At 69.1% G+C, this 13,713-nt stretch carries 12 protein-coding genes and 3 pseudogenes; 13 read left to right on the forward strand and 2 right to left on the reverse strand.

Going from position 1 to position 13,713, the window contains the following annotated elements:
- Nucleotides 1-6: 6 nt before the first annotated feature.
- Nucleotides 7-351, reverse strand: a pseudogene (locus ADL12_RS58170) (hypothetical protein); the annotation flags it as partial.
- Nucleotides 352-409: 58 nt separating this feature from the next.
- Between ADL12_RS58170 and ADL12_RS57090 the strand changes: the two are divergent.
- The 9 genes and pseudogenes from ADL12_RS57090 to pssA all read left to right on the forward strand — a co-directional run.
- Nucleotides 410-777: pseudogene (locus tag ADL12_RS57090) on the forward strand (sugar diacid recognition domain-containing protein); the annotation flags it as partial.
- Between the two features lie 111 nt (nucleotides 778-888).
- Nucleotides 889-1,557, forward strand: a complete 669-nt coding sequence (locus tag ADL12_RS57095) for a PucR family transcriptional regulator (protein WP_244188166.1) — start codon at nucleotides 889-891, stop codon at nucleotides 1,555-1,557.
- A 399-nt stretch (nucleotides 1,558-1,956) separates the two neighbouring features.
- Nucleotides 1,957-3,294, forward strand: coding sequence for a crotonyl-CoA carboxylase/reductase (ccrA, locus tag ADL12_RS35970; protein ID WP_208614685.1), 1,338 nt, complete (start codon nucleotides 1,957-1,959; stop codon nucleotides 3,292-3,294).
- A gap of 31 nt (nucleotides 3,295-3,325) precedes the next feature.
- Nucleotides 3,326-5,374 carry a protein meaA gene (locus tag ADL12_RS35975; protein WP_062710439.1) on the forward strand — a complete coding sequence of 683 codons (2,049 nt, stop codon included), beginning with the start codon at nucleotides 3,326-3,328 and terminating at the stop codon, nucleotides 5,372-5,374.
- Nucleotides 5,371-6,345: an HpcH/HpaI aldolase/citrate lyase family protein gene (locus ADL12_RS35980; protein ID WP_062710442.1), complete on the forward strand. Its 975-nt coding sequence runs from the start codon at nucleotides 5,371-5,373 to the stop codon at nucleotides 6,343-6,345. The genes ADL12_RS35975 and ADL12_RS35980 overlap by 4 nt, the downstream gene beginning before the upstream one ends.
- 5 nt (nucleotides 6,346-6,350) lie before the next feature.
- Nucleotides 6,351-6,878: a MaoC family dehydratase gene (locus ADL12_RS35985; RefSeq protein ID WP_062710445.1), complete on the forward strand. Its 528-nt coding sequence runs from the start codon at nucleotides 6,351-6,353 to the stop codon at nucleotides 6,876-6,878.
- Nucleotides 6,878-8,083 (forward strand): acyl-CoA dehydrogenase family protein, encoded by a 1,206-nt coding sequence (locus tag ADL12_RS35990; RefSeq protein ID WP_062710448.1) that lies wholly within the window; start codon nucleotides 6,878-6,880, stop codon nucleotides 8,081-8,083. Before ADL12_RS35985 ends, ADL12_RS35990 begins: the two co-directional genes overlap by 1 nt.
- Nucleotides 8,084-8,252: 169 nt before the next feature.
- Nucleotides 8,253-8,909, forward strand: a complete 657-nt coding sequence (locus ADL12_RS35995; protein WP_062710451.1) for a phosphatidylserine decarboxylase — start codon at nucleotides 8,253-8,255, stop codon at nucleotides 8,907-8,909.
- 22 nt (nucleotides 8,910-8,931) lie between these two features.
- Nucleotides 8,932-9,747: a CDP-diacylglycerol--serine O-phosphatidyltransferase gene (gene pssA / locus ADL12_RS36000; protein ID WP_062710457.1), complete on the forward strand. Its 816-nt coding sequence runs from the start codon at nucleotides 8,932-8,934 to the stop codon at nucleotides 9,745-9,747.
- A 284-nt stretch (nucleotides 9,748-10,031) separates the two neighbouring features.
- Here the strand turns inward: pssA and ADL12_RS36005 are convergent, their stop codons facing one another.
- Nucleotides 10,032-11,150, reverse strand: coding sequence for a glycerate kinase (locus tag ADL12_RS36005; protein ID WP_062710478.1), 1,119 nt, complete (start codon nucleotides 11,148-11,150; stop codon nucleotides 10,032-10,034).
- A gap of 235 nt (nucleotides 11,151-11,385) precedes the next feature.
- Here ADL12_RS36005 and ADL12_RS36010 point away from each other — a divergent pair, with 235 nt between their 5' ends.
- The 4 genes and pseudogenes from ADL12_RS36010 to ADL12_RS36020 form a co-directional block, all read left to right on the forward strand.
- On the forward strand, nucleotides 11,386-12,459 hold the full coding sequence (locus ADL12_RS36010; protein WP_062710460.1) for an ADP-ribosylglycohydrolase family protein: 1,074 nt from the start codon (nucleotides 11,386-11,388) through the stop codon (nucleotides 12,457-12,459).
- A 72-nt stretch (nucleotides 12,460-12,531) separates the two neighbouring features.
- On the forward strand, nucleotides 12,532-12,681 hold the full coding sequence (locus tag ADL12_RS54420) for a hypothetical protein (RefSeq protein ID WP_159053387.1): 150 nt from the start codon (nucleotides 12,532-12,534) through the stop codon (nucleotides 12,679-12,681).
- A gap of 62 nt (nucleotides 12,682-12,743) precedes the next feature.
- Complete coding sequence (locus ADL12_RS36015; protein ID WP_159053388.1) at nucleotides 12,744-13,130, forward strand: hypothetical protein; 387 nt, start codon at nucleotides 12,744-12,746, stop codon at nucleotides 13,128-13,130.
- A 162-nt stretch (nucleotides 13,131-13,292) separates the two neighbouring features.
- Nucleotides 13,293-13,713: pseudogene (locus ADL12_RS36020) on the forward strand (integrase); the annotation flags it as partial.

A 13,713-nucleotide genomic window follows, 5' to 3' on the forward strand; every position in this document is an offset into this window, starting at 1 on the left:
CTTCTGCCGGCCGACGCGGTCGGTGACGTAGCCGAAGACGAGCCCGCCGACGAACATGCCGAGCAGCGTGGCCGATCCGACGAGCCCGGACATGGTGGAGCCGAGGTCGAAGTCGCTGGTGACGAGCGGGAGCGCGACGCCGATGATGCTGAGGATGTAGCCGTCGCAGAACTCGCCGCCACCCGCGTACAGGGTGATCAGCCAATGAGTTCTGGTGGGCCGGGACTTCTCCAGTGATGCGGGCATGACCGTCTCCTGGGGATCCTGGGGAGGGGACTGCGAGGGTGGGGTGGGGAAGGTGCGGGCCGCCCGTTGACGGAAGAAGGTATGGATCCCGGCGTCCGGCGTCATCGTACGAAGTGCACGACGACGCTGCCGTGTTCACGGCTGACGCCTGTACCTTCCGTACATGGCAGCCGGCGATGCCCGCACACCCGTCCTCACGCCCGAACTCGCCCAGGAGATCGCCTGCGACATCGGGCGCATCACCGGCTTCAACGTGCTGATCACGGACCGCGAGGCGGTCGTCATCGGCTGCGGCGACACCGCCCGCCTGGGCACGGTCCACGAGGCGTCGTACGAGGTGCTGCGCACCCGTCGCCCCGCCACGCACACGGCCGAGCAGGCGCGGCGGATGCGCGGGGTGCTGTCGGGGTGAGCCTGCCGATCACCGTCGGCGCCCAGGCGGTGGGCACTGTCTGCCTCACCGGCGACCCGGACGAGGTGCGGCGCTTCGGGCTGGTCGTCCAGCGGCAGACCGAGATCCTCCTGGAGGAGGCGACCCTGCTGCGCTCCCGGCTCCTGCACGAGCGGGCGGTCGACGACTGCGTACGGGACATCGCGCTGTACGACCCCGAGGTCGTCGACGCCGAGACGGTGGAGGCGCGGATGGCGGAACTGGGGGCCGATCCGCGGATCCCGCGCACGGCGGTCGTGCCGGACGTCCGGGCGGGTGGGGTGTCCCGGATGTCGCTGCTGCGGACGGTACGGGAGGTGTTCGGTTCCGCTCAGGACGTGACCGGGGAGCTCGCCGTCGGCCGGTACGCCGTCCTGCACGCCTCGGCCGGACGCCCCGAGCGGCTCGTCGAGCGGTGCTCCACGCTGGTCGGGCGCCTCGGCGAACGGCACGGGGCCGACGCTCGGGCCGGGATCGGTGAGCCCGGGCGTGGCGCCACCGGGACGCACGACTCGTACCGGGACGCGGCGCTGGCACTGCGTACCGGTCCCCGGCTGGAGCCGGACAGCCGCGTCTTCGCCGTGGCCGACCTGCGCGTGCCCCAGCTCGTGGCGTCGGTCGTACGGCAGGAACGCGCCCGGTACGCGGCCGCGGTCCTTGCGGGACTGCGTGAGCGGGAGGACTGGCCGGTGCTGCGGGAGACGCTGATCGCCTGGGCGGAGGGCGGCTTCCAGCTGGTCCGCACGTCGCAGCGGCTCGCCGTCCACCGGAACACGCTGCTCTACCGGCTGACGAAGATCGAGGAGCTGACCGGGCGCGGGGTGCGGGAGCCTCGCACCGCGATGGCCATGTACCTGGCTTGCCTGGCCGATGCCCTTTAGGCGGCCGTTGGGCGGCCGCTGGGCGACCGATAGCGCCCGAATAGCACCTACTCGCCGGTAGCTTTGATCGATCATCGCTCATTTGTTACGTAAAGATTTCATCTGAGAGCAAGTTCTGGCACCCAGTGCCTTGCCAGGTGACACGCGGTGCCATACGTTGAAAGAGTCCGGGCGGCCGGCGTGCAGAGACCATTCGTACGCCGGCTGTCCCCGCAAGCCCCCTCCCGGGCCTGCGCGCCCGGACGCCTGCGTCACAGGCAACCTCCCGCGCCACAAAGCGCTGCCGAACAGCACCACCCGCCGAACCGACGGCAACACACCCAAAACCCTCAGCAGCACCGACGTAACCCTCAGCACCCCTCCCTCAGGGTGCGCATCGCCGGAGGCAACACCGTGACCGTGAAGGACATCCTGGACGCGATCCAGTCGCCGGACTCGACGCCGGACGACTTCGCCGCTCTGCCGCTCCCCGAGTCGTACCGCGCGATCACCGTGCACAAGGACGAGACGGAGATGTTCGCGGGCCTGGAGACCCGTGACAAGGACCCGCGCAAGTCGATCCACCTGGACGACGTGCCGCTGCCGGAGCTCGGCCCGGGCGAGGCCCTGGTGGCCGTCATGGCCTCCTCGGTCAACTACAACTCGGTGTGGACCTCGATCTTCGAGCCGCTGCCGACCTTCGGTTTCCTGGAGCGCTACGGCAAGCTCAGCGAGCTCACCAAGCGCCACGACCTGCCGTACCACATCATCGGCTCCGACCTCGCGGGCGTCGTCCTGCGCACCGGCCCGGGCGTCAACGCCTGGAAGCCCGGTGACGAGGTCGTCGCGCACTGTCTGTCCGTCGAGCTGGAGTCCAGCGACGGCCACAACGACACCATGCTCGACCCCGAGCAGCGCATCTGGGGCTTCGAGACGAACTTCGGCGGCCTCGCGGAGATCGCCCTCGTCAAGTCCAACCAGTTGATGCCGAAGCCCGGCCACCTGAGCTGGGAGGAGGCCGCGGCCCCCGGGCTCGTGAACTCCACGGCATACCGCCAGCTGGTCTCCCGCAACGGCGCCGGCATGAAGCAGGGCGACAACGTCCTCATCTGGGGCGCGAGCGGTGGCCTCGGGTCGTACGCCACGCAGTTCGCCCTGGCCGGTGGCGCCAACCCGATCTGTGTCGTCTCCAGCGACCAGAAGGCGGAGATCTGCCGGGCGATGGGCGCCGAGGCGATCATCGACCGCAACGCCGAGGGCTACAAGTTCTGGAAGGACGAGCACACCCAGGACCCGAAGGAGTGGAAGCGCTTCGGCAAGCGCATCCGCGAGCTCACCGGCGGCGAGGACGTCGACATCGTCTTCGAGCACCCGGGCCGCGAGACCTTCGGCGCCTCTGTGTACGTCACGCGCAAGGGCGGCACCATCGTCACCTGCGCCTCGACCTCCGGGTACAACCACGAGTACGACAACCGCTACCTGTGGATGTCCCTGAAGCGGATCATCGGCTCGCACTTCGCCAACTACCGCGAGGCCTGGGAGGCCAACCGGCTCATCGCGAAGGGCAAGATCCACCCGACTCTGTCGAGGGTCTACTCCCTGGAGGAGACCGGCCAGGCCGCGTACGACGTGCACCGCAACCTCCACCAGGGCAAGGTCGGCGTGCTGTGCCTGGCCCCCGAGGAGGGACTCGGCGTGCGCGACGAGGAGATGCGCGCCAAGCACATCGACGCCATCAACCGCTTCCGCAACATCTGATCCGCAACATCTGAGACACCCGAGGTCATAGATGACTGAGCGTCAGCCTGCCGAAGGCAAGCGGGAGAAGGACCGGCCGTGGCTCATGCGCACGTACGCCGGCCACTCCACGGCCGAGGCGTCCAACGAGCTGTACCGGCGCAACCTCGCCAAGGGGCAGACAGGTCTGTCGGTGGCGTTCGACCTGCCGACCCAGACCGGCTACGACTCCGACCACATCCTCGCCCGCGGCGAGGTCGGCCGGGTCGGCGTGCCGATCGCACACCTCGGTGACATGCGCCGGCTGTTCCAGGACATCCCCCTGGAGCAGATGAACACCTCGATGACGATCAACGCCACCGCCATGTGGCTGCTGGCGCTCTACCAGGTCGTCGCCGAGGAGCAGGGCGCGGACATCACCAAGCTCCAGGGCACGACCCAGAACGACATCGTCAAGGAGTACCTGTCGCGGGGGACACACGTCTTCCCGCCGGGGCCCTCACTCCGGCTGACGACGGACATGATCGCGTACACGGTCTCCCACATCCCGAAGTGGAACCCGATCAACATCTGCAGCTATCACCTGCAGGAGGCGGGCGCCACGCCGGTCCAGGAGATCGCGTACGCGATGTCCACCGCGATCGCGGTTCTCGATGCCGTACGCGACTCAGGGCAGGTCCCCGCCGAGAAGTTCGGGGACGTCGTGGCCCGTATCTCCTTCTTCGTGAACGCGGGCGTCCGCTTCATCGAGGAGATGTGCAAGATGCGGGCGTTCGGGCGAATCTGGGACCGGGTCACGCGCGAGCGGTACGGCATCGAGAACCCCAAGCAGCGCCGCTTCCGGTACGGCGTCCAGGTCAACTCCCTCGGTCTGACCGAGGCGCAGCCGGAGAACAACGTCCAGCGGATCGTCCTCGAGATGCTGGCCGTGACCCTCTCCAAGGACGCACGCGCGCGTGCCGTCCAGCTGCCGGCCTGGAACGAGGCCCTGGGGCTCCCCCGGCCCTGGGACCAGCAGTGGTCGCTGCGCATCCAGCAGGTCCTGGCGCATGAGAGCGACCTGCTGGAGTACGAGGACATCTTCGAGGGCTCGCACGTCATCGAGGCGAAGGTGACCAAGCTGGTCGAGGAGTCACTCGCGGAGATCGACCGGATCCAGGAGATGGGCGGCGCGATGGCCGCCGTCGAGTCGGGCTACCTCAAGTCGCAGCTCGTCTCCTCGCACGCCGAGCGCCGGGCCCGTATCGAGTCCGGGCAGGAAAAGATCATCGGCGTCAACATCTTCGAGACGACCGAGCCGAATCCCCTGACGGCGGATCTCGACACGGCCATCCAGACGGTCGACCCGGCCGTCGAGGCCCGCGTCATCGCCTCGCTCCAGCACTGGCGCGACACCCGCTATCAGCCGCCCTTCAACCACCCGCGCCCCTGCAAGGCGCTGGAGAAGCTGAAGGAGGCCGCCAAGGGCACCGGCAACCTCATGGAGGCCACTCTGGAGTGCGCCCGCGCCGGTGTCACGACCGGCGAGTGGGCCGGGGCCCTGCGCGAGGTGTTCGGCGAGTTCCGGGCGCCGACCGGCGTGTCGTCGGCTCCGGTGGCGGTCCCCGCCGAGGAGGGCTCGGCCATGTCCGAGGTGCGCCGCAAGGTCGACCTGACGGCCAAGGACCTCGGCGTCGGCAAGCTCCGATTCCTGGTCGGCAAGCCCGGCCTGGACGGGCACTCCAACGGCGCCGAGCAGATCGCCGTGCGGGCCCGTGACGCCGGTTTCGAGGTCGTCTACCAGGGCATCCGCCTGACGCCCGAGCAGATCGTGGACGCGGCCCTCGCGGAGGACGTGCACGCGGTCGGCCTGTCGATCCTCTCCGGCTCGCACGCGCAGCTGGTGCCGGACGTGCTGGAACGGCTCCGTGTGGCAGGTGCCACAGATATACCGGTGATCGCCGGTGGCATCATCCCGAATGGTGACGCCGAGCAGCTCAGGGCAGCCGGTGTGGCCGCCGTCTTCACCCCGAAGGACTTCGACATCACCGGAATCATCGGCCGCATCGTCGACGAGATCCGCAAAGCGAACAAGCTCGACCCCCTGGAGGTCCCCGCATGACCACGCCCGCCCCGCAGGTCAACCGCCTTCGCCCGCGGCGCTCCTGCCTCGCCGTGCCGGGAAGCAACCCCCGCTTCCTGGAGAAGGCCCAGGGCCTCCCCGCCGACCAGGTCTTCCTGGACCTGGAGGACGCGTGCGCCCCGCTCGCCAAGCCCGAGGCGCGGCACACCATCGTCAAGTTCCTCAACGAGGGCGACTGGACGGGCAAGACGAGGGTCGTGCGCGTCAACGACTGGACGACCGAGTGGACGTACCGCGACGTCGTCACGGTCGTCGAGGGTGCCGGCCAGAACCTCGACTGCATCATGCTGCCGAAGGTGCAGACGGCTGAGCAGATCGTCGCCCTCGACCTCCTGCTGACCCAGATCGAGAAGACGATGGGCTTCGAGGTCGGCAAGATCGGCATCGAGGCGCAGATCGAGAACGCGCAGGGTCTGAACAACGTCAACGAGATCGCCACGGCGTCCCAGCGTGTCGAGACGATCATCTTCGGCCCAGCCGACTTCATGGCGTCGATCAACATGAAGTCGCTGGTCGTGGGCGAGCAGCCGCCCGGCTACCCGGCGGACGCCTACCACTACATCCTGATGAAGATCCTGATGGCCGCCCGCGCCAACAACCTCCAGGCGATCGACGGCCCCTACCTGCAGATCCGCAACATCGACGGCTACCGCGAGGTCGCCCAGCGCGCCGCGGCCCTCGGCTTCGACGGCAAGTGGGTGCTGCACCCGGGCCAGGTCGAGGCGTCCAACGAGATCTTCTCGCCCTCGCAGGAGGACTACGACCACGCCGAGCTGATCCTGGACGCGTACGACTACTACACGTCCGAGGCCGGCGGCAAGAAGGGCTCGGCGATGCTCGGCGACGAGATGATCGACGAGGCCAGCCGCAAGATGGCCCTGGTCATTGCAGGAAAGGGTCGCGCGGCGGGTATGCAGCGCACCGGCAAGTTCGAGATCCCGGAGGCCTGAGCGCGATGCAGTTCGGACGCACCTACGAGGAGTTCGAGGTCGGGGCGACGTACAAGCACTGGCCGGGCAAGACGGTCACGGAGTACGACGACCACCTGTTCTGTCTCCTCACCATGAACCACCACCCGCTCCACATGGACACGAACTATGCGGAGAAGACGACGGACTTCGGCAAGAACGTCGTCGTCGGGAACTACATCTACTCGCTGCTGCTCGGCATGAGCGTGCCGGACATCTCCGGCAAGGCGATCGCCAACCTGGAGATCGAGTCGCTCAAGCACGTGGCGCCGACCTTCCACGGCGACACGATCTACGGCCAGACGACCGTGCTCGACAAGTGGCCGTCGAAGTCGAAGAACGACCGCGGCATCGTCTACGTCGAGACCAAGGGCTACAAGCAGGACGGCACGCTGGTCTGCGTGTTCCGCCGCAAGGTCATGGTCCCCACCGAGACCTACATCAAGGAGCGCGGCGGCGAGCAGCCCGGCCGCCCCGAGCTGACCGCACCTGCGGATAAGAAGACGGAGAAGTAATGGCGCGCCTCGCCCAGACCGCCGGTCTGACGGACATCCAGCAGGAGATCCTCTCCACCGTCCGGGACTTTGTCGACAAGGAGATCATCCCGGTCGCGACCGAGCTGGAGCACCGCGACGAGTACCCGCAGCAGATCGTCGACGGCCTCAAGGAGTTGGGCCTCTTCGGCCTGATGATCCCCGAGGAGTACGGCGGTCTGGGCGAGTCGCTCCTGACGTACGCCCTGTGCGTCGAGGAGATCGCCCGCGGCTGGATGTCGGTCTCCGGCATCATCAACACGCACTTCATCGTGGCGTACATGCTCAAGCAGCACGGCACGCAGGAGCAGAAGGACCACTTCCTGCCCCGCATGGCGGCCGGCGACATCCGCGGCGCCTTCTCCATGTCGGAGCCGGGCCTGGGATCCGATGTGTCGGCCATCACATCGAAGGCGGTCAAGGACGGCGACGAGTACGTCCTGAACGGCCAGAAGATGTGGCTGACGAACGGCGGAACGTCAAGTCTGGTCGCCGTCCTCGTCCGAAGTGACGAAGGACACCCCGAGGGCACCGCGCCCCACAAGTCGATGACGACCTTCCTCGTGGAGAAGGAGCCCGGCTTCGGCGAGGTCCGCCCCGGCCTCACCATCCCGGGCAAGATCGACAAGATGGGTTACAAGGGCGTCGACACGACCGAGCTCATCATGGACGGCCTACGAATTCCGGCCAATCGGGTGCTCGGCGGCGAAACGGGCCGAGGTTTTTACCAGATGATGGACGGCGTCGAAGTCGGGCGCGTCAATGTGGCGGCGCGTGGCTGTGGCGTCGCTCAGCGTGCGTTCGAGCTCGGTGTCCAGTACGCCCAGCAGCGTCACACCTTCGGCAAGCCGATCGCTCAGCACCAGGCGATCCAGTTCAAGCTGGCCGAGATGGCTACCAAGGTCGAGGCCGCGCATGCCATGATGGTGAACGCGGCACGCAAAAAGGACTCTGGGGAACGAAACGACCTTGAGGCTGGGATGGCGAAGTACCTCGCCTCCGAGTACTGCAAGGAGGTCGTGGAGGATGCCTTCCGAATCCACGGCGGCTACGGCTTCTCCAAGGAGTACGAGATCGAGCGCCTCTACCGAGAGGCTCCGATGCTGCTTATCGGTGAAGGTACCGCCGAGATCCAGAAAATGATCATTGGTCGCAGGTTGCTCGAAGAGTATCGGTTCCAGGGCTGATTGTCCGTATACGGGGTGTTTCTTGGAGAAGAAGATCACACCCCGTCAACACTCTTCAGCCGCCGACTCGACTTCCTGGCTTGCCCAGTTGTGGCCTGCGACCGGTACGATCCCGGGAAAGCCGCCGTCCCCTGATACCGCGCGGCATCATCCGCTACGAAGGTCATCCATGCCCCACAGCCAAACCTCTGCACCACGCGACAGCCGGGCCGGCGTACGCCTCGCGCGCGGAGCATCGCCGTGGCTTCTCCCGACCGTCGCCACCGCAGCCGTCAGCCTGCTGCGCGCACGCCGCTCCGGCGTCGCCAAGGCCGTCGCCGTGCCCGCCACCGCTCTCGCGGCGGGCATGCTGTGGTTCTTCCGCGACCCCGAGCGCGAGATCGCCCAGGGCCGGGTCATCTCGCCCGCCGACGGTGTGGTGCAGAGCATCATGCCGTGGAAGGACGGCCGCACCCGCGTCGCGATCTTCATGAGCCCGCTCAACGTCCACGTGAACCGCGCGCCGCTCTCCGGCACGGTCACGTCCGTGGAGCACATCCCGGGCGGATTCGTTCCGGCGTTCAACAAGGAGAGCGAGAACAACGAGCGCGTAGTCTGGCATTTCGACACCGAACTCGGCGACATCGAGATGATCCAGATCGCCGGCGCGGTGGCCCGCCGCATCGTGCCGTACATCCCGCAGGGCACGAAGGTCGAGCAGGGTGACCGTATCGGTCTGATCCGCTTCGGCTCGCGCGTCGACATCTACCTGCCCGAGGGCGTGGAGGTCGCGGTCGAGGTCGGCCAGAGGACCGTGGCTGGGGTGACTCGCATTGACCGTGATTGATCCTGATACTCAGGCGGGCTGGGTGCCCGAGGCCGACGAGGTGGACGAAGAGGAGGAGATGCCCCTCTCTCTCCGCCTGTCGATAGCGGACACCCTCACCCTCGGCAACGCCACGTGCGGCTTCATGGCGGTGTACTTCACCACCACCGGCATCCTCATCCCGCACCTCTCGGGTGACTATTCGGGCATGGCCCGCAACAGCGCGGCCACGGCCGTGATACTGATGCTGTGCGCGGCTGTCTTCGACCTGTTCGACGGCCTGGTGGCGAGGAAGCTGCGCTCCTCCCCCATGGGCGCGGAGCTGGACAACCTCTCCGACCTGATCAGCTTCGGTCTGGCACCGGCGTACTTCGTCCTCGTCTACGGCATGGTCGCCAACGACGCGCACCAGCGGGTGGCGGCGGTCGGGGCGATCGTGGTTCTGCTGGCGGTGGTGCTGAGACTCGCGCGGTTCTCGTGTGTGACGGTGCCGAACGGCATGTTCCAGGGCATGCCCTCGCCGTTCGGGGCGCTGACGGTGGTCTCGATCGTGCTCCTCGAGCTGCCCTTCGTGGCGACGCTGCTGGCGATCCTGGGTACGGCCTGGCTGATGGTGAGCCGTGTCGAGTACCCGAAGCCGCGGGGGCGGCTCGCGGTGGCGATGCTGTCCTGGATCGTCGTGTCGATGGGCCTGCTGGCGGCCTGGGCCTTCGACGCCCCGAGCGGTCAGCTTCTGCTCCAGACGGGCTGCGCGCTGCAGCTGGTCATGGGCGCGGTGATTCCGCTGTTCGCCACGGCTCGCCGGGTGAACAACTTCCGCGACAACCGTCGTGAGGCGCGGGCGGCGCAGCTTCCGTAGTGCTTTGCTGCGTAGGGCCCCGGACCGGGTTGGTTCGGGGCCCTACGCATGTTCCGGCACCCGGCACCGGGGCCGGCCACGGGTTTCGCCCCCGCCGCCCCTACCCGTCCCGTCCCTGGGGGCTGCCGCCCCCAGACCCCCGCTTCGGCCCTGAACGGGCCTCGTCCTCAAACGCCGGAGGGGCTGAAATCAGCCCCTCCGGCGTTTGAGGAGCGGGGGTGCAGGGGGCAGAGCCCCCTGGGGGATGGGACGGGTAGGGGCGGCGGGGGCGAGGAAACCCGGTGTCAGGACAGGAAGTCCCGTGCGATCCGCTCCGCCGACCGCTCCAGGATCGGTCCCGCGTCCGCGATGCACTTGGTCACGTCGGGCTCGATCTCCGTCAGGGGGTACGCCCGCCGGATCCCGGCCCGCCCCAGCGCCTCCGGCGCCAGCGCGAGGCGGCCGCACACCGCGACGACCTCCTTGCCGGCCGCGCGGGCGGCGGCCGCGACGCCCGCGGGAGCCTTGCCGTGCAGGGTCTGCTCGTCCAGGGAACCCTCGCCGGTGATGACCAGATCGGCCCGCTCCAGCGCGGGCGCGAAGCCCAGGACGTCCAGCATGACCTCGATGCCGGGCCGGAAGCCCGCGCCGATCAGCAGCGCACCGTAGCCGATGCCGCCCGCCGCCCCCGCACCCGGCGAGGCAGCGTGCTCGGCCGCCTTGGGGCCGACCGACCTCTCCAGCACCTTCGCGAAGTGCGCGAGCGCGGTGTCCAGCGTCTCCACGTCGTCCGGCGAGGCGCCCTTCTGCGGTCCGTACACCGCCGGCGCGCCCTTCGGGCCGGTCAGGGGGTTGTCGACATCGCTGGCGAGCACCAGCTCGACCGAGGCCAGCCTCGGGTCCAGGCCCGACAGATCGGCGGTGGCCAGGTCACCCAGGCCCCCGCCGCCCGGCGCCACCGGCTCCCCGTCGGCGTCCAGGAAGCGCGCGCCCAGCGCGGTCAGCATGCCGGCGCCGCCGTCCGTGGTGGCGCTGCCGCCGACGCCGAAGACGATCGTGCGGGCGCCGGCATCCAGCGCGGCCCGCAGGAGTTCGCCGGAGCCGTACGTGGACGCCGTGAGCGGCGCGAAGACGCCCGCGGGCAGCCGTTGCAGGCCGCTCGCCTCCGCCATCTCCACGACCGCCGTGTCGCCGCGCAGCGCGAACGCCGCCGTCACCTCGTGCCCGAGGGGCCCGGCGACCCGTACCTCGCGCCGCTCGAAGCCGGCCGCGACCGCCGCGTCCACGGTCCCGTCGCCGCCGTCGGCCACAGGCATGGCCTCGACCTCGAGGCCCGGCACGACCCGGCGCAGACCAGCCGTCACCCGCTCGGCGACCTGTACGGCCGTGAGCGAGCCCTTGAACTTGTCCGCGGCGATGAGCACCCTGTGGGCACCGTTCACTGCAGCGTTCGCCACCTTGTCTTCCCCTTGCTCTCCGGGCCCCGCACAGGTGGGAGCCAGTCGCGCCGCTGCGACCTTAACCGGAGGACGCCCCCTCCGTCATGCGCCGACCGGACCCTGAGAACGCCGTACGAGCGCCCTCTGGACGTCCTGCGCGCCCCCTGTGCGGACGGCCGGACCCCGCGCGAACGCCCCCGGAATTGGGTAAACCGGTCCTATGACCCCTGTGGGCACTGAGCCAGAGCTCGCCGACCGCGTCCTCGGAGGCTGGCTGGGCCGGATCGCGGGCAACATGCTCGGCAAGCCGGTCGAGCAGGGCGACCTGTGGACGCGGGACCGTATCGACCGTTATCTGCGGCAGGCCGCAGCCCTGCCCCTCACCGACTATCTGCCCGAGCCGGTCAGCGAGAGCGACGGGTTCGAGCTGCGCCCGGAGTGGCGCCAGTGCGTGCGCGGCCGGATCCACGGCAGCTGCCGCGACGACGACGTCGACTACGCCATCCTCGGCCTCGACCTGCTGGAGACCCACGGCTTCGGCTTCAGCACCGAGCAGGTCGGCGACCTGTGGCTGCTGCGCCTGCCGTATCTGCAGACCTTCACCGCGGAGCGGGCCGCGTACCGCAACCTCGCGAACGGTCTGAAACCGCCGCTCACGGCGACGTACGACAACCCGTACCAGGAGTGGATCGGCGCCCTCATCCGCGCCGACATCTACGGCTGGACCTGCCCGGGCGCCCCGCGCCGCGCCGCCTCCCTCGCCCGCCGGGACGCGGTGCTGTCGCACACCGGCAACGGGGTGTACGGCGCGACGTGGGCGGCGGCGCTGATTGCGGCGGCGTTCACCGCGCCCACCGTGCGGCACGCGGTCGACCAGGCCCTGGCGGTCATCCCGGCGAGCAGCCGGCTCGCCCGTACCGTGCGGCGGGTCGTCTCCCTCCACGACACGCGGATGGCCTGGGAGGACACGCTCACGACGGTGGCCGAGGAGACGGCCGGGCTCGGCTGGATCCACACCATCCCGAACGCCGCCGTACTCACCGCGGGGCTTCTGTACGGCGACGGCGACTTCACCCGCACCATCACGCTGACCGTCCGCGGCGGCCTGGACACCGACTCCAACGGGGCGACGGCCGGCTCGGTGGCGGGCGTGCTGACCGGGGCGGACGCGATTCCGACGCAGTGGAAGGAGCCGCTGGAGGACACGGTCCGCAGCGCGGTGTTCGGCTTCGACGGGGTGCGCATCAGCGAGCTGGCGGAAAGGACGGTGCGGCTGGCGCAGGCAGAGCCGTAGAGGCCGGGCTGGTCTGGATGACCTCCACGCCAGACTTCGTTGGGGATGTACGCCTTGGTGAGGAGTTCACTGATGGCGTTGACCGCTGCGGAGATCGCCGACATTCGGCACTACGCCCAGGAACTGGCCGACCAGGCGCCCCCACTCACCCCCGAGCAGCGGGACCGCCTACAAGCCCTGCTCCGGCGCAAGCCGACCGAGTCGAAGCCAATCGCCGCCTAGAAGCGGCCCCCACCAGGCCGGTGTTCCAGCACCAGACCGACAGGGCCCATTCCATCCCGCACATGCCGAAGGCCCGGCTTCTCGCTCGCCAGCGACCGGGCCCCCAACAAAAAACGGACCCCACCACTACGGCAGACACCAGCAGCGACTCTCACGACATCATCTCGGCGATCTCGACCACCGGCAGCCTCTACCCCGCCGCGCTCGAAGCGCGGGCCAAGCTGCAGCGCGAACACCCGGCTGGCGACGCACGGCTCGGCCGCGACGCAGCAGCCGGCGTGACGCACCTGGAGACCGACGACCTGGCCATCCTCCATGACGCCGTCGCCGGGGCGGTACCCGTCGGGCCGGACACCGAGATCGACGGCGTATGCGGAAGCGCCCTCATCAACGCGCTCGCCGAACTCGAACTCCTGCAGCACCTGGCGGCCGGACCCGCCACCGGCTGACGACCTCGGCCGCGCCCAGAGCGGGGCGCGGCCACCACCCCTATCCACTCGCGCGGCGGCCCTGCCCGCAGGGGGCACCCTCCCTGTAGGGTTCCAGAAGTGACGTACAGCATCTGACCAGGCACTTTGCGACTCCGGGCGATCACGACAAGCTCGGACCCCATGGCACTGCGCATGCTCTACCTGGTCTTCCTCCGACTCCTCGGACTGCTCCTGCTGCTCTCCCGCTCGCAGCAGACCAAGGACGCCGAGCTGCTCGCGCTGCGCCACGAGAACGCGGTGCTGCGCCGCCAGCTCGGCGTCCGGCCACACCTCACCTGGCCGGACCGCGCAGTGCTCGCCGCCCTCGCCCGGCACCTACCCTCCCGGCTGCGCCGACACCGCCTGTTCACACCCGGCACCCTGCTCACCTGGCACCGGCGACTACTGCGCTGGAAGTGGAAGCAGAAACCCGCACGGACCGGCCGCCCGCCGATCTCCGAGAAACTCACCGCCCTGATCCTGCGCCAGGCCCGCGAGAACCCGACCTGGGGCTCAACCCGTATCCAGGGCGAGCTGCGGCGCCTGGGCCACCGCGTCGGCG

This window comes from Streptomyces regalis, from assembly GCF_001509475.1.
Classification (GTDB): Bacteria; Actinomycetota; Actinomycetes; order Streptomycetales; family Streptomycetaceae; genus Streptomyces; species Streptomyces regalis.